The sequence below is a fragment of the Cupriavidus sp. 291-E7 genome (assembly GCF_057798835.1).
Genome location: NZ_JBYOJV010000004.1, coordinates 108,854 through 124,335 on the forward strand (window position 1 = coordinate 108,854; position 15,482 = coordinate 124,335).

Below are 15,482 nucleotides of genomic sequence, written 5' to 3' on the forward strand. Positions count from 1 at the left end.
CGCACCAATCGGCGCGCCAGCGGGGCAACGTTGGCCGCGATAACACGCATCGGATGGCAGTACAAAAAAAGACCGACGCCCCCGGAGGTGGAAGGCGTCGGCCAACGGGAGCGAACAACGGTCGATACGCGCTACGTGTTATGCGTGACGTGTTGTGCGTTACGCGTACGAGATATTGGGATCGCCTGCCGCCAGCGCCTGCTCGCGTACCGGTGCGGGCGGGTAGATCCACTGCGTATTGATCATGATCTTGCGTTCCTTGCCCTCGGCATGCGTCAGCTTGACGTCGCGGTCCCAGCCTTCGGTGTACACCGCGCCCCACGATCCCAGATCGAGACAGGTGGCATAGAACGGCTGCCGGTATTCCAGCGTGGGCAGGCCCAGCAGGTCGGCGACTACGTTGTGGCCCGCAAAGCGGCCCATGAACAGCGCGTGCTGGCACGACATCAGCGAATAGTGGCCGTCGTCATCGGTCAGCGCGCGCACCACGTCTCCAGCGCCGAAGATGTCCTTGGCACCGGTGACGCGCAGGTCGCCGGAGACTTCCAGCCGGCCCTGGCGATCCACTGCCGGTCCTACCTGCGCGGTCAGCGCGCTGGCCACCATGCCGCCCGTCCAGATCACGGTGCTGGCATCGATGCGTTCGCCGGTGCCGGTGACCACGCCGTTCGCATCGAACGACACCACGCCACCGCCCACACGTGTTTCGATACCGAGGTGTTCGAGTGCTTCGAGGATCTGCGGACGCGGGCCGGGGCCGAGATCCGGGCCGATCGCATCCGCGCGTTCCACCACCACGATGCGCGGACGCATCGTGTCACCGAAGATCGCTTGCAGCCGGACCGGCAGCTCCGTGGCAACTTCCAGCCCGGTAAAGCCGCCGCCAACGACGACGAACGTATTGCGCGCGGCGGTATCCGGTTGCGATGCCAGGCCCTCCAGATGCTTGCGCAGCTTGACGGCTTCATCGATCTGGTCGACCGCGAAGGCGTGCTCGGCCAGACCGGGCAGTGGCGGGCGGAACAGGCGGCTGCCGCTGGTCAGCACCAGGCGGTCGTAGGTTACCGATTGCGTACGGCCCGTGGCCGTGACGACGTCGACGCTGTGATCACTCGGATGAAGGCGTTCGACGCTGCCTTCCAGGTACTTCACGCCAACGGCATCCAGCAGCGGCTGGAACGGCACGGCCATCTGCTCGGGATGGGTTTCGTGCAGGCGCGGACGCACATGCAGTTCGGGACGCGGCGACACCAGCGTAATCTCGATGTCCGAGGCGGCGTCGCCTTGCATGTCGACGACGCGCGCCGCGCCAAGGGCTGTCCAGAGTCCGGCGAATCCGCCGCCGACGATCAGGATGTTTCGCTTCATGTTGATGACCTCACTCTTCAGTTGCTAATGGACGAACGACACCGGCCGCGTGGCACGCAGGCGCCGGCGGATCGTGGCGGATGGAACGGGTAAAACGGATGCGCGCGGCAGGCGCGCCCGGAGGGCGCCTGCCGGCTGATTGGCTGATTGGCTGGAGCGGCTTACTTCTCGAGCGTCAGGATCGGCGCTCCCTGCTTCTTGATCAGGAACACGACGAACTTGGCCGGCTTGGTTTTGCTGGCGTTGCGCCCGACGGTATGGACGTCGTCGGGGCCTTCATGAAAGGTCTGACCCGCCTTGAGCGTGACTTCCTTGCCGCCCTTCACGCCCATGACGATGGTGCCTTCCAGGACATAGATGAAGCCATGTGCGTCGTGACGATGCACGGGGTCGTAGCCGCCCGGCGGATACTCCACGACGATCATCTCGACTTCCTTGCCCGGATACTCGGGCAACGGCTCCCTGGTCAGCTCGGTGACCTTGACCTCTGGCGATGCGGCAAACACCGGCTGCGCCAGCGCCATGCATGCCGCGGCGAGCAGGGCCGCGATGGAAAGAACGCGCGTCATGGCTTTACTCCAGTCCGGCCTTGTCGAGGCCGAACATCTTGTCGGCCGAGCCGGGCACCATCTGGAATGCGACGTTGAGCCGGTTCCATGCGTTGATCGCACCGATCTGGAACGTCAGGTCCGACAATTCCTTCTCGGAGAACTGGGTGCGCACGCGCTCGAAGACATCGTCCGGCACGCCGTGGGCCGGCAGGTTGGTCAGCACCTCGGTCCAGGCCAGCGCGGCGCGCTCGCGCGGGGCGAACAGCGTCGATTCGCGCCAGATCGCTACATGGTGCAGGCGCAGTTCGCGCTCACCGTGGATCTTGGCCTGCTTGACATGCATGTCGACGCAGAAAGCGCAGCCATTCAACTGCGACGCACGGATCTCGACGAGTTCGCGGATGCTCTGCTCGATCGTCGTCTTCTGGAACAGTGCGCCCAGCTCGACCAGCTTTTTCGTTAGTTCCGGGGATTGCTGAAAGTAGTTCAAACGTTGCGACATGGATCTCTCCTGCAGGACGAAGGGAATGACACTTACCGAGCCCGGCGCGCCACACGCGCAGCGGGTACTGCTTGAATCGAATCGTAGTGCGCGGCAGCGTGCGCCGGTAGTGCCGCGACAGTGCCCACACTGTTGTCACACCGGCACCAATCGGCGCGTGCAGCGTAGGAGACGCTGTTTTGCGCGACATGGCCATGACAAAGGCAATGTAGGCGCGCGCGCCTCGCCTTGAATCAATGAATCAATGGATTGGGGAAGTCATGCGATGCCGGCTCGACTGGCAAGCGCCTGTCGCAACGCGTCATGGAGCCACCGTTGCAGCGGCTCGCCGGCTGTCCGTGCCAGGAGCGGCGGCGGACAGACCGCCGGCATCCTGGCAGGGACGGACAACGTGAGATCAGTCGATGACGCTCACGACGCTGTGAATGCCCTCGCGGGCCATCTTGGCGTAGGGACAGAACCGCTCGGTGTTGCGCACCAGTTCCTCGGCAACCGCGCGTTCCACCCCCGGCATGCGAACGCGAATCTCGGCAATCAGTGCGTAGCCACCGTCAACCGGGTCGCGGCCGAATGCCACCTCCACGGCGACCGTGGCGTGCGTCATATCGACACCTGCACGCTTGGCAAGCAGGCTCAGGGCGCCGTGAAAGCACCCGGCGTAGCCAGCGGCAAAAAGCTGCTCGGGATTGGTGCCACTCCCCGGACCACCGAGCGCCGCCGGCAACCGCAGGTCGAGGATGAGATTGCCATCGTCTGACCTGGCTACGCCGGAAGCGCGGCCGTGCCCGGCTTCGCCACCGGACACGGTGACGGTTGTCGTGTACAGCGCGGTGAATCCTTGACCCCGGTATCTATCGAGCAGTGTTAATGGCGGAGGTTGCAACCTCTCGTTATCCATGAAGTGTCTCCGGCTTATTTTTTTAATTGCGGACGAATCCAGTCCTCATAGTGGATGTGGCCAAGGCGTGCCTCGCCTGCGGGCACGAGCGTGCCTTCCTGCAGCGTGGCGCCAAAATAGGGAGCTGCCGGATCGGCCTTGACGGCGCGCTTGTCGCCGGTGTCCTGCAGATAGCGTTGCACGAGGTCGCTCATGCGGAAACGTTCGGGGCCGGCGATTTCGACGATGCCGTTGACCGGTGCAGCCAGTGCCGCGTCCGCCACGGCGTGCCCAACGTCATCGGAAGAAATTGGCTGGATGAACGCCGACGTCATGGTGATCGTGTCGGCCTGTCCCGCCGACTGGGCGATGGCGCCGAGGAACTCCATGAACTGCGTGGCGCGCACGATCGTGTACGGGATGCCAGCGCCACGGATCAGCGCTTCCTGCGCGATCTTGGCGCGGAAGTAGCCGCTCTGGTCGAGCTGGTCCGTACCGACCACGGACAGCGCCACGTGGTGCGCCACGCCCGCGGCTTTCTCGGCCGCCGCGAGGTTGCGGCCCGACGCCTCGAAGAATTGCAGCACCGCCTGATCCTCGAACGAGGGCGAGTTCGCTACATCCACCACCACCTGCGCACCGGCCAGTGCCTGTGCCAGGCCTTCGCCGGTGACCGCGTTGACGCCGGTGCCAGGCGAGGCCGCCAGCACCTCATGTCCCTGTGCGGCCAGCCGCGCCACAACCTTCTTGCCGATCAGCCCGGTGCCGCCTATGACAACAATCTTCATGATGCATCTCCATGCTCAGGGTGGACCGCGTCCACATAACCCCCATGCTAGGCCCGGCCGGAGGCTGGCACCAGACCAGTGCTGGACGCATGGTGTTTCCTGAATTGCATCAATCGGATCGGGACGATCCTAGCGGTTGACCTTCAGCCGGTACTCGCTTGGGGATAACCCGAAGTGGCGCTGGAACGTCACGCGCATGCGCTCTTCGCTGCCGAAGCCGCAATCGCTCGCAATCACTTCGATGGGCCGGCCCAGGTCCTGCAACTGGCGGCGCGCGGCCTCCAGGCGGAAGTGTTCGACGCCCTTGGCAGGCGTGCGGCCGGTCTTTTCCTTGTAGACGCGCGCGAAGTTGCGCGGACTCATGCCCACGTGCTCCGCCAGTTGTTCGACCGAAAGTTCTTCCTTCGACAGGTTCTGGACGATCCACAGGTGCAGCGATTCGAACACGGGCACCTGGCGGCTCTGGGAGATCAGCATCTCGCTGAGCTGTGGCTGCGCGCCGGGCCGCTTCATGTAGACGGCGAGTTCCTTGGCCGAGTTGAGCGCCACCTCGTGGCCATAATCGGCCTCCACCATTGCCAGCGCCAGGTCGATACCGGTGGTCACGCCGGCCGACGTCCACAGGTTCCGCTGCCGCACGAAGATGGCTTCGGGGTCCAGGTCCACCGTTGGGAACAGCTCGCGGAACCGATCGAGCATGGCCCAGTGCGTGGTAGCACGCTTGCCGTCGAGCAGGCCGGCAAACGCCAGCAGGAATGCGCCACTGCAGACCGATGCAATGTTCCGCACCGTGCGGGACGCGCCCGCCAGCCATTCGATCAGCGAGGTTTCGTTCTTGGCCACTTCAAGAATGGTGGGCGACCCCGGCACGATGACCGTGTCCACCAGGCGCAGATCGAACGTCGCCAGCGACACCGAATCGAGCGTGGTGCCTTCGACGGTTTCGACCTTGCCGCCCGAGAAGCTGGCCGTATGGCAGCGGTAACCCGCCAGGCCGCGTTCGCGTGCGTAGTTGGATGCGGCCCAGAACACGGTCTGGGGTCCGGCAAGGTCGAGCAGGCTGACGTCGGGATATGCCACGAACAGTACGTTGCGCGGCATGTCTTCAATGTTTCCAGAGGTAGGGGGCGGTTGATTCACAGACATGATGGGTGTTGCAGTAATCGAGGGATGCTATGTCAATGGGACGACCCCGCGCAAGCTTGCGCCCCGGCCGTGACACGACAGCCAGCGCGTGTTGCTGCATTGCAGCGATCGCCCCGATCAATGCCTGTCGCTCGACGATTCCCACGTATTCGCCGTCGCTGGTCAGGACCACCGGCTCCGAGGGATGGCGGTGCGGTACCGGCGCCAGCACGCGCGCAACTTCCGCGGCGTCGGCGTCAACGCGCAGCACGCATGCCGGATGCGAGACGAACCGCAGGCACCGTTGACGATCGATCCATGCACGGTAGCAGGGCAATCCTGCCACATCGGCAATCAGGTCGCGGCAGATCACACCCACAGGCTCATCGACGGCCAGCACCACAACGGCGCACGCCAGGGGATGGCTGGCGAAGACGCGCAGCACATCGCCCAGGCTCTGGGTATGTTGCACGCCGGGTACACGCTGCGTGATGCGCTCGAGCGCGGGCAAAGCTGTCATCGTTCGGCTCCCGTATGTCACATCCGGTGGCATCGCACGACGGCAGGTAGGAACCAGGCTCCCGCCGCGCATTGGCGGGCGGGCGTCGGTGCGACAAGACAAAGAGGGAGCGAGTCTAGTGATCGTGGCGGCATGTCACAAGACGCGCCACGTGAGCGATGCCGTTTCCACATACGCACCAATCGCACCGGATCTGGTCGTGGCGTGCACGGAACGGCTGGCAGTTTGGCAGGAAAAATGGGAACGCTGTCATTTACTGCATATTAAGCGCTTATTAACATCTTTGAAGCCGGCCCTTTGGGGTGTTCAGCTTGCCGGCGGTCCATCCAATAGAGAGAAAAAATGACTCACGCAGTTAACGTCGCTGTGGTCTACCACAGCGGCTATGGCCACACGCGCAAACAGGCCGAGGCGGTACACGCCGGCGCCAACAGCGTCATGGGCGTACGCAGCCAGCTGATCCCGGTGGAAGATATCGACGCTCACTGGAGCCATCTCGAAACCGTGGATGCCATCATCTTTGGCGCGCCCACCTACATGGGCAGCGCCTCGGCACAGTTCAAGGCGTTCATGGACGCTTCATCGCAGACGGTCTTTGCCCGGAATGCGTGGCGAGACAAGGTCGCCGCCGGATTCACCAATGCCGCATCGCGCTCCGGCGACAAGCTCAATACGCTGCAGCAACTGGCCATCTTTGCCGCCCAGCTTGGCATGCACTGGGTCAACCTGGGCCTGCCGCCCGGCCACAACAACTCGACGTCGTCCGAGGATTCCATGAATCGTCATGGCTACTTTCTCGGTGCGGCGGCGCAGTCCGATTTCGACGCCGACGCCCACGATGGCGCCACGCCCGCCGACCTGAAGACGTCGGCCTACCTGGGCGCCCGCGTGGCACGCGTGGCGCTTCAGTTGGCGGCCGGGCGCGCGGAACTGGAAAAAGCCGCGCTTACCGTCTAGCCATGTCCACCAAGGAAGAGGCGACGACGCCGGTAGCCGCCAGCGCAACACTTCCCGATTCCGAGTCCGGACGCCGTGAACTCGCTCACGCCAACCGCCTGGCTCTGCTGGGCAGATGCGTAGCCATGATCGTGCACGACGCACTGCAGCCGGTGGCTTCAGTGGTGACGCGCGGGCAGTCGACGCTGCGCTGGTTGCGGCACGATCCGCCTGACGTGGATCGCGCCATTGCTTCGCTGGAACGGCTGGTGGCCGATGCGCAGCGCGCGGGCACCGTGCTGGCCGAACTGAGAGCGCTGGCATCGCCCACTGCACGGCAGCCAGAAGCGCTGTCGCTCGATGGCCTGCTGCGCGACACACTGCATTGGCTCGACGATGACCTGCGCCGCCACGGCATCGCCGTCGAACAACATCCGCAGGCGACCGAACTGTGCGTCATGGCCGAACGCGCCGCGCTGCATCAGCTTTTTGTGAATCTGGTAGTCAACGCGATCGAAGCGATGTCGGATACGCCGCCAGCGGCGCGCGCGCTGACAGTGCATCTGCGCGCCGAGGGGCCGGACGCCGTGGTGAGCATCGGCGATCGGGGTTGCGGCATTTCCGGGGAAGCCGCATCACGGCTGTTCGATGCGTTCTATACGACGAAGGACGAAGGTATGGGTATCGGCCTGGCCATCTGCCACCGCATCGTGATCGATCACGGCGGCAGTATCCGCGCGGAAGCAAGGGCCGGCGGTGGCGCCACCTTCGAAGTGCGCCTGCCCCGCTACGCTCAGGCTGCTTCCTGCAGCGCGGCGAGGTAGCCGTGAATCTGCGACACGACCGCCGCGCCCTCGCCGACCGCCGTGGCCACTCGCTTGGTCGAGCCGGAACGGACATCGCCGATGGCGAACACGCCCGGCACGCCCGTTTCCAGCGAGTTGCCGGCCAGTCCAGCGTGCGTGCCGGTCAGCACGAATCCCTTTGCATCGACACCGACACGGCAGCCGCCCAGCCACGCGGTATTTGGCTCCGCGCCGGTGAACAGGAAAACATGCCGCACCTGCATCGACACTTCCCTTCCGCTATCGCGCTCGCGCAGGACGGCACCGCCAAGGCGGCTTTCGCCCTGCAGCGCGGTCAGCTCGGTGCGCGCATGGACGGTGATGTTGTGCTGCGCGCCGATGCGGTCGATCAGGTAGCGCGACATGCTGGCATCGAGGCTGTCTCCGCGAATGACGACATGCACGTGCCTGGCATGCGCGCAAAGGAATACCGCGGCCTGTCCGGCGGAGTTGCCGCCGCCCACGAGGATGACTTCCTGGTTCGCGCAAAGCCGTGCCTCCACGGGCGAGGCCCAGTAGTAGACGCCACGGCCTTCGAATTCCGCGCGACGGGGAATGGGCGGGCGACGATAGGCGGCGCCGCTGGCGATGATCACCGTGCGCGCGCGGATCGTATCGCCGCCTCGGGTGTGAAGCTGGTGCGCCGCGCCGCATTCGAGCCGTTCGATTTCCACCGGGCAGGCGATATGCGCGCCGAACTTCTGCGCCTGCACGTGGGCGTTCGTCGTCAGCGCGTGGCCCGAAATGCCAGCGGGAAAGCCGAGGTAGTTTTCAATGCGCGCACTGGCGCCGGCCTGCCCGCCGGGCGACAGCGCATCGAGCACGATCACGCGCAGCCCTTCCGACGCGGCGTAGACCGCCGAGGCAAGGCCCGCCGGCCCCGCGCCGATGACCGCCACATCGTAGACGCGGCTGGCATCGATCTGCGGCAGCAGTCCCAGGCAGGACAGCACCTGCGTGGTATCGGGATGCCGCAGCACCGTGCCGTTGGGGCAGATGACCAACGGCAGGTCGGTATCGATCGCGTCGAACTTGGCAAGCACGTCCGCCGCTTCTTCATCGACGTCGATGTCGACGATCGAATAGGGATAGTTGTTGCGCCGCAGGAGCGCCTGCAGGTCGAGCATGGCCGGTTCGTTGCCGTGCCCGATCAGCGTGGGACCACGTCCGCGCTGGATCAGCGCGGTACGGCGCAGCATCAACGCCTGCATGATCTGCTCGCCGAGCGTGGCCTCCGCCACCATCAGCGAGCGCAGGCACGCCGGGCGCACAACGAGCGCCCGCACATCTTCCTGGGCGATGCCATCCACGAGTTCCGGCGTGCCCGAAAGCTGCCCGATCTCCGCCAGGAAATTGCCGGGACCGTGTTCCATCACGAATGCGCTGTCGCCAATGCCGTCGCGCTGCATGACACGCACGCGCCCTTCGATGACCAGGATCATGCCGCTGGCCGGATCGCCGGTACGCACCACATGCTCGCCCGCGCGCCAGGTCTGCTCGCGGCCATAGGGCGCGATGCGGGCGATGTCGTCAGCCGACAGGTGCGGATACATCTGCCGCCGGTTCAACGCCATCACTGGCGCGGCATGTTCGGGGGCCTGCGTGGCCGGGTCCGCTTCAGCGGTGGAATGCTCGTGCCGGGAGGTGTTCATGGCTGACAGTTGCTGTGGTTTGACTTGAAGCGCAGCGTAGCAGTCCGGTTCCTGAAACTCAGTCATGCACCGGGCTGCCGCCGTAAGACTTACGTATAGGGGAATTGCCGCGATGGATGCTCGACACCGCCGGCAATGCATACCCGGGCGGCGGGTGCCGCGCACCAGATCACTGGCTGGGTTCCGTGGAAATTTTGGGGGACGAGGAATATGGAATCGCCGCAACCGACGGACCAATCGGACCGCAGTTTCCGGCTCAGCTTGCCGAATCGCGCGGACGCGCTCTCGACCAGCTTTGCCGCGAGCTACGCGGGCATCATGGCGTTCATGGCCGTGGCCAGCGAAGGGAGCTTCGCCAAGGCCGGCGAGCGCCTGGGCATCGGCCGGTCCGCCGTGAGCCGGAATGTGCAGAAGCTGGAAACGCAGCTCAGTACCCGGCTGTTCCTGCGCACCACGCGCACCACGCAGCTCACGCGCGAGGGCCAGCGTTTCTTCGAAAACTGCCATCAGGGCGTCACCCACATCGTCGAGGCCATGAACGACATGCTGGAGCTGCGCCAGGGCCCGCCACGCGGTCTGGTGCGCATCAGTTCCACTGTGGGCTTTGGCAGAAAGGTCGTTGCGCCGCTGCTCGACAAGTTCGTCAAGGCGTACCCGGATATCGCCATCGATCTGTTGCTCGATGACCGGCCTACCGACTTCGCGTCGGAACAGATCGACGTGGCATTCCGCAACGGGCGCATCGAAGACTCCAGCATCATCGCCAAGCAACTGATACCGATGCAGATGGCGCTCTGCGCGGCGCCGTCCTACGTGGCCGCACACGGGCTGCCGCGCACGCTGGAAGAACTGGCGCAGCACGAATGCATCAACTTCCGCTTTTCAAGCGGCCGGATATTCGAGTGGGAGTTCAAGGTCGACGGCGTGGTGCGCAAGTTCATGCCCAAGGCGCGCATGACGTTCAACGATGCCGACCTTGTGCTGCACGCGGTGCTGGAAGGCTGGGGCATCGCCCAGATGGCGGGCTACCAGATCTGCGATCACCTGGAAAAGGAGCAACTGATCGTGGCGCTGGGCCGGCACGCGCCCGACGATCGCGGCCACTACATCTGTTATCTGAGCCGCCAGCACCTGCCCACGCGCATCCGCGTCTTCATTGACTTCATGACCGACGAGATTCGCGCACTGAACCTGAACTGCATGACAGATTTCAACCTGGAAACCGACAACGGCGTATCGACAATGGGAGTTATGGCATGACACTGGCCGCCTGGCTTTGCGCCGCTGGTGCAATCGTTCTTTGGGCATCGTTCGCGACGCTGGTTTCGCTTGCGCCCGACGTGCCGCCGCTACTACTGACGGGCCTGGCGCTATGCGCGGGCAGCGTGACCTGCCTGCACCGCGTGCGCGAATGGCGCGTGCCGCCGCGGACGCTCGTGTTTGGCGTGACCTGCCTGTTCGTGTACAACGCGGGCCTGGTGATGGCCTTCCGGCTGGCGCCGATCGCCGAAGCGAATCTGATCAACTACCTGTGGCCGCTGATCCTGGTGCTGCTCGGCACATCGGTATGGCGTGGCATCGACTGCGTGGCGAAGATGGCTGGCGCATTGCTGGGCTTTGGCGGCTGCATCATCGCAATCACCTCCGGCTCGGGCGCGATGGCATTCAGCGCCGACTATGCGGCCGGCTATGCCACGGCGCTGCTGGCGGCCTTTGTCTGGGCGATCTATTCGCTGGGCGCCCGCTGGCTGCCTCCGTTTTCGTCATGGGCCGTGGGCGGGTTCTGCCTGGGCGCGGGGCTGCTCGCAATCGTCAGCCATTTCCTGTTCGAGCCGCGCTTCGTCCCCTCGGGCAATGACGTCGGCTGGATCCTGGCCATCGGCCTGGGCCCGCTGGGCATTTCGTTCGTGCTGTGGGACCGCGCCATGCGTCATGGCAACGCGGCGCAGATCGGCATCCTCGGATACAGCACGCCGGTGCTGTCGATGTTGTGCCTGGCGCTGGCGGGCCATGTCGGAGAGCGCGACTGGTCGATGATCTTCGTGGCCTGCACGTTGATCGTGGCCGGTGTGGCGCTGGCGTCGGTGGGACCCATGCTGTGGCGGCGCGCGGCGAAGCAAATGACTTGAAGCGGCGCCGGCTGCGGGGCCGCGATCAGCGCGCCCCGGTCTGCACCTGCTGCGGGTGATCGGCGACCCTGAAGCCGAGGACGATGTTTGACGCCGCCGCCCTGATCTCTTTCCAGTTCTCCAGCAAGCCCTTGCGGAATGTCACCTCGATCCTGGCGTGAATGGCCGGGTCCAGGGTGAAAGACATCGTGCACGGGCTGGACGCGTACTCCCGGTTGGAGCAGGTGATGTATGTCAGCGTCTTGCCATCGGCACCGATATCGAGATACTTGTTCTCGCCCCCCATGCCCACGTAGCGGTTCTTTACCACCTCCGGATGTTCGTCGGACGGGCGGTAGGCCTTCAAATCGTAAACGGGGGCGTCCAGCGGTACGTCGCGGTAGATCCCAGTCAGCTTGATCCTCTCGTTCTGGCGTGCCATGTAGACGTCCGATGCCACGCTGAAATGGCTGTTCGCCACGAGAGAGACCCGCAGCCAGCGCGAGTCCGAGATCGTCTCCTTGGGTGTCGCTTCCGGCTGAAGAAAATCGCGCACGGCCAGATCGGGGTAATGCACCTCGAATGCAAAGCCGTTGATGCCAGACTGGAAATTACGCTTGGGCTGCCGTCCCAGATATTTCTCCAGGAAACCGGGCTTGCCGTCGTAGCTGATGAAGCGTGCATATGGACGCGGCACGCGGACAGGAATGTTGTCCAGATGGCCGACATATTCCTTCGGGTGCACGAACGGCTTCGTCGAGATGGACGAGCAGTACGGTATCGCCAGGCTCGCCAGCAAGGCGGCAAACCATCCGACGACCTGCCCCTTCATGCGGCGTCGATCGCGCCCGCCACGCACGTGCGCGTAGTGTTTCGAGACCCCTCTCATCGATGTCCGTTCCATTTTTTCGTTTTTCGTTTCGGTACGCGGATTGCCGCGTAATGTACCAGACACGACAGAACTGACAAATTTCAGCGTATAGGTCTTCGTGGCATATACGCATCGGAGCCGGAAAACAAAAAGCCCCGGAGAATCCGGGGCTTTTTGACGGGGAATCAGCGCTTGCGCGAATTCGCTTATGCGAAATTCTTCGAAGCGAAGTCCCAGTTCACGACGTTCCAGAATGCCTCGACGTACTTCGGACGGGCATTGCGATAGTCGATGTAGTAGGCGTGTTCCCACACGTCGCACGTCAGCAGCGGCTTGGCGTCGGTGGTCAGCGGCGTGGCGGCGTTCGAGGTGGACACCAGGTCCAGCGAGCCGTCGGTCTTCTTGACCAGCCAGGCCCAGCCCGAACCGAAGGTGCCAACGGCCGTCTTCGTGAATTCTTCCTTGAACTTGTCGAACGAACCCCACTTGGCGTTGATCGCGTCAGCCAGGGCACCGGTCGGCTGGCCGCCGCCGTTCGGCTTCATCGATTCCCAGTAGAACGTGTGGTTCCACACCTGAGCGGCGTTGTTGAAGATGCCGCCCGACGACTTCTTGGTGATGTCTTCCAGCGAAGCGTTCTCGAACTCGGTGCCCTTGATCAGGTTGTTCAGGTTCGTGACGTAGGTCTGGTGATGCTTGTCATGATGGAACTCCAGGGTCTCCTTGGAGATGTGCGGAGCCAGGGCATCATGCGCGTACGGGAGAGGGGGGAGCTTGTGTTCCATTGTTCTGTCTCTACGGTTTTGGGTGGGGAGAATGGCCGATTGTAGGTGACTTGCCAGACCCGCGCAAACGGCGCCGGAAAGCCCCTGACCTCATGTTAGTTTCCCCCGCGGCCAGTCAGGGGAGCGCTTTGGTTCCTGTTGCGGTCGAGTGAGAATCAGTCGCAGCAGTACGGCTGACGGCGCATCAGAACGTCGCCAGTTTGGCCTGTACGCCGGCGATTTCGATGTCGGCCGTGCCGTCCGCCAGATGCGCCTCGACAATGCTGCCCGGCCGCAAGTCAGCGGGCGAGCGCAGCGCGCGGCCGCGGTTGTCGAGCAGCACGGCATAGCCGCGTTCCAGGGTACGTTGCGGCGCCAGCAATTCCAGCGCGCCCGATGCGCGCGCCAGCCGCTGCGTTTCTCGTTCATGGCGCCGCTCCAGTGCCACTTCCATCCGCGCCGCCAGGCGATCCAGTGTGACGCGCTCCGCGCCGGTATCCGGTTTGCACGCGCGCCAGCGCATCGTCAGCACGTCATGGCGATGACGTTGCGCCGATACCGTATCGCGCAATGCCGCACGCAAGTGTCGGGCCAGATTGTCGACCTGTGCGCGGCGCTCCTGAAGCTGCGCCTGCGGACTGCGCAACTGGCGCGTCAACCATTGCAGGTGCTGTGCACGCCGTTCGAGTTGCCGGTCCATGCATTGCGCCAGCGCGTCACTTGCGCGGCGCGCGGCCTGCAGCAGATGCGCGCGATCCGGACTCACCAGCTCGGCCGCGCCGGTAGGCGTGGGCGCGCGCACATCCGCGACGAAATCGGCGATCGTGACATCGGTCTCGTGGCCGACACCAGACACCACGGGCACGCGGCTGCGCGCGATCGCGTGCGCCACCACTTCCTCGTTGAACGACCATAGATCCTCGATACTCCCGCCACCACGACAGAGGATCAGCACATCGCATTCATCGCGTTCGCTGGCGATATCGAGCATCGCCGCGATTTTCTCGGCGGAACCCGCGCCCTGCACCGGCACTGGGTATACGACCACCGGCACGTGCGGTGCACGGCGCTGGAGCGTGGTCAGCACGTCTCGCATTGCCGCGGCCTGCAGTGACGTGACCACGCCGATCGTGCGCGGATGTTTGGGAATCGGACGCTTGCGTGCGGCATCGAACAGACCAGCCTGTGCAAGTTTTTCCTTGAGCCGCAGGAAAGCCTCGTAGAGATTGCCCAGTCCCGCGCGGCGCATGGCTTCCACGCCAAGTTGCAACTCGCCACGCGCCTCGTACATCGACACAACGGCGCGCACTTCGACGGCTTCTCCCTCGCGTGGCGCGAAGTCGACATGCTGGTTGCGCCCACGGAACATCACACAGCGGATTTGCGCGCGGGCGTCCTTGAGCGAGAAATACCAGTGGCCACTGGCGGCGCGAGTGAAGTTCGAGATTTCCCCGCGCACCCATGCCAAGGGAAAGCTACGTTCGAGCACACCGGCGATGGCGTGATTGAGTTCGCTGACCGCGATCACATCGCGCGTGCGCGAAGGCGTCTGGGACGGCGCAAAACGCGAAAGGTTCTCGTTCTCTGGCATGGTGCACGGCCGCGCAGGCGGCGTGAGATGGACATGTCCACAGCATAACCGCTATGTCAAGAGGCATTGCCCAGCGCACACACGACTGCCCAGGGTCCGCATAATCAGGTACAAGCCGTTGATTCTTATGAATTTTCGGCCGGGACCAAAAAACAGGCAATGTAAGAGAAAACCTTACGCGTCAACGACTTACCAAAATCGAATGGCGCTTGTTCACAAAGTTATCCACAGAAGCTTTGGATAATGGATTTGTCAAGGGTTCCGGCTGTGGACAACGTATACGTGACACGACGGATTGTGCTGTGGTAACGCCCGTCCGATCCCGATGTCGACCACGCCGCACGGCGCCTCTTTCGCACCCGATCTGCCCGGTTTTTAGGCACCGACGTATACCTTCATACGGATCAAAGGTTTACGTAGCTTCTCCGGTGCTTATCCACAACCGGTCCACAATCCTGTCCTGCTTACATGTGGAAAGCGGGCGACTTCCGCGCGGGCTGTCTTTGGCATGCCCGGACCCGCCGATTGCCCATAATTTAGGCAGCAGATACCTTCCCCTTACGAATCAATGGGTTGGCGCATGTCTTCGATATCTTTCCACAAGCGATCCACAACACTGTCCCGCCACAATGTGGAAAGCTGCCACGCGGTGGCCCGCAAACGCTCGTACGGCGGCGGCGAGCCCCGAAAACACGGGCCAAACCCCTGAATTGCCATGCTGCACAAAAAATGAGCAATACGAGGCACTTCCTTATCAATCAAGGAGTTAAGGCGTTTTTCCGAACACTGTCCACAACCGGTCCACAACGCTGTCCCGGTTATGTGTGGAAAGCCGCAGACAGCGGCTTGCGTGCGTGGCTTGCCGCGCTGCCTGCGGGCGGGTTAGAGTGGCGCCTGCAATTTTTCGAGCATCGCCGGTGCGCGCGTGGATTTGCGCCAACGCATCAAAGGCTGCCAACTAGTCTGTTCGTCTTGCCGTTCCAT

Annotated in this window: 15 protein-coding genes; 4 read left to right on the forward strand and 11 right to left on the reverse strand. The window is 63.8% G+C overall.

Annotated elements, in window-relative coordinates; genetic code table 11:
• Positions 1-159: 159 nt before the first annotated feature.
• The 7 genes from AC3FLX_RS09070 to AC3FLX_RS09100 all read right to left on the reverse strand — a co-directional run bounded on the left by AC3FLX_RS09070 (position 160) and on the right by AC3FLX_RS09100 (position 5,731).
• A complete protein-coding gene (locus AC3FLX_RS09070) occupies positions 160-1,368 on the reverse strand; it encodes an NAD(P)/FAD-dependent oxidoreductase (RefSeq protein WP_488695784.1) in 1,209 nt (402 codons plus the stop codon).
• Between the two features lie 161 nt (positions 1,369-1,529).
• Entirely contained in the window at positions 1,530-1,937 is a 408-nt protein-coding gene (locus AC3FLX_RS09075; RefSeq protein ID WP_488695786.1) for a cupin domain-containing protein, read from the reverse strand.
• Positions 1,938-1,941: 4 nt separating this feature from the next.
• Positions 1,942-2,421 carry a carboxymuconolactone decarboxylase family protein gene (locus AC3FLX_RS09080; protein WP_488695788.1) on the reverse strand — a complete coding sequence of 160 codons (480 nt, stop codon included), beginning with the start codon at positions 2,419-2,421 and terminating at the stop codon, positions 1,942-1,944.
• Between the two features lie 397 nt (positions 2,422-2,818).
• Positions 2,819-3,319, reverse strand: a complete 501-nt coding sequence (locus AC3FLX_RS09085; protein ID WP_488695789.1) for an Ohr family peroxiredoxin — start codon at positions 3,317-3,319, stop codon at positions 2,819-2,821.
• A 14-nt stretch (positions 3,320-3,333) separates the two neighbouring features.
• Positions 3,334-4,086, reverse strand: coding sequence for an SDR family oxidoreductase (locus AC3FLX_RS09090; RefSeq protein ID WP_488695791.1), 753 nt, complete (start codon positions 4,084-4,086; stop codon positions 3,334-3,336).
• Positions 4,087-4,215: 129 nt separating this feature from the next.
• Positions 4,216-5,187 carry a GlxA family transcriptional regulator gene (locus AC3FLX_RS09095; protein ID WP_488695793.1) on the reverse strand — a complete coding sequence of 324 codons (972 nt, stop codon included), beginning with the start codon at positions 5,185-5,187 and terminating at the stop codon, positions 4,216-4,218.
• A 4-nt stretch (positions 5,188-5,191) separates the two neighbouring features.
• Complete coding sequence (locus AC3FLX_RS09100; protein ID WP_488695795.1) at positions 5,192-5,731, reverse strand: CBS domain-containing protein; 540 nt, start codon at positions 5,729-5,731, stop codon at positions 5,192-5,194.
• 342 nt (positions 5,732-6,073) lie between these two features.
• On the opposite strand from AC3FLX_RS09100, the gene AC3FLX_RS09105 reads away from it, so the two are divergent.
• Positions 6,074-6,688 (forward strand): flavodoxin family protein, encoded by a 615-nt coding sequence (locus AC3FLX_RS09105; protein ID WP_488695796.1) that lies wholly within the window; start codon positions 6,074-6,076, stop codon positions 6,686-6,688.
• Positions 6,689-6,690: 2 nt separating this feature from the next.
• Positions 6,691-7,491 carry a sensor histidine kinase gene (locus AC3FLX_RS09110; RefSeq protein WP_488695798.1) on the forward strand — a complete coding sequence of 267 codons (801 nt, stop codon included), beginning with the start codon at positions 6,691-6,693 and terminating at the stop codon, positions 7,489-7,491.
• Here the strand turns inward: AC3FLX_RS09110 and AC3FLX_RS09115 are convergent.
• Positions 7,461-9,164 (reverse strand): FAD-dependent oxidoreductase, encoded by a 1,704-nt coding sequence (locus AC3FLX_RS09115; RefSeq protein WP_488695800.1) that lies wholly within the window; start codon positions 9,162-9,164, stop codon positions 7,461-7,463. The two genes, AC3FLX_RS09110 and AC3FLX_RS09115, sit on opposite strands and share 31 nt — an antisense overlap.
• A 210-nt stretch (positions 9,165-9,374) precedes the next feature.
• Here AC3FLX_RS09115 and AC3FLX_RS09120 point away from each other — a divergent pair, with 210 nt between their 5' ends.
• Together AC3FLX_RS09120 and AC3FLX_RS09125 are read left to right on the forward strand one after the other, a co-directional pair.
• The gene (locus tag AC3FLX_RS09120; protein WP_488695802.1) at positions 9,375-10,424 is read left to right on the forward strand and encodes a LysR family transcriptional regulator; all 1,050 of its coding nucleotides are present in this window, start codon (positions 9,375-9,377) and stop codon (positions 10,422-10,424) included.
• Complete coding sequence (locus tag AC3FLX_RS09125) at positions 10,421-11,293, forward strand: DMT family transporter (protein ID WP_488695804.1); 873 nt, start codon at positions 10,421-10,423, stop codon at positions 11,291-11,293. Before AC3FLX_RS09120 ends, AC3FLX_RS09125 begins: the two co-directional genes overlap by 4 nt.
• 25 nt (positions 11,294-11,318) lie before the next feature.
• On the opposite strand, the gene AC3FLX_RS09130 is transcribed toward AC3FLX_RS09125, so the two are convergent.
• The 3 genes from AC3FLX_RS09130 to xseA form a co-directional block, all read right to left on the reverse strand.
• On the reverse strand, positions 11,319-12,455 hold the full coding sequence (locus AC3FLX_RS09130) for a hypothetical protein (RefSeq protein ID WP_488695806.1): 1,137 nt from the start codon (positions 12,453-12,455) through the stop codon (positions 11,319-11,321).
• Entirely contained in the window at positions 12,350-12,928 is a 579-nt protein-coding gene (gene sodB / locus AC3FLX_RS09135; RefSeq protein ID WP_488695808.1) for a superoxide dismutase [Fe], read from the reverse strand. Before sodB ends, AC3FLX_RS09130 begins: the two co-directional genes overlap by 106 nt.
• A gap of 184 nt (positions 12,929-13,112) precedes the next feature.
• On the reverse strand, positions 13,113-14,498 hold the full coding sequence (gene xseA, locus AC3FLX_RS09140) for an exodeoxyribonuclease VII large subunit (protein ID WP_488695810.1): 1,386 nt from the start codon (positions 14,496-14,498) through the stop codon (positions 13,113-13,115).
• Between the last annotated feature and the right edge of the window lie 984 nt (positions 14,499-15,482).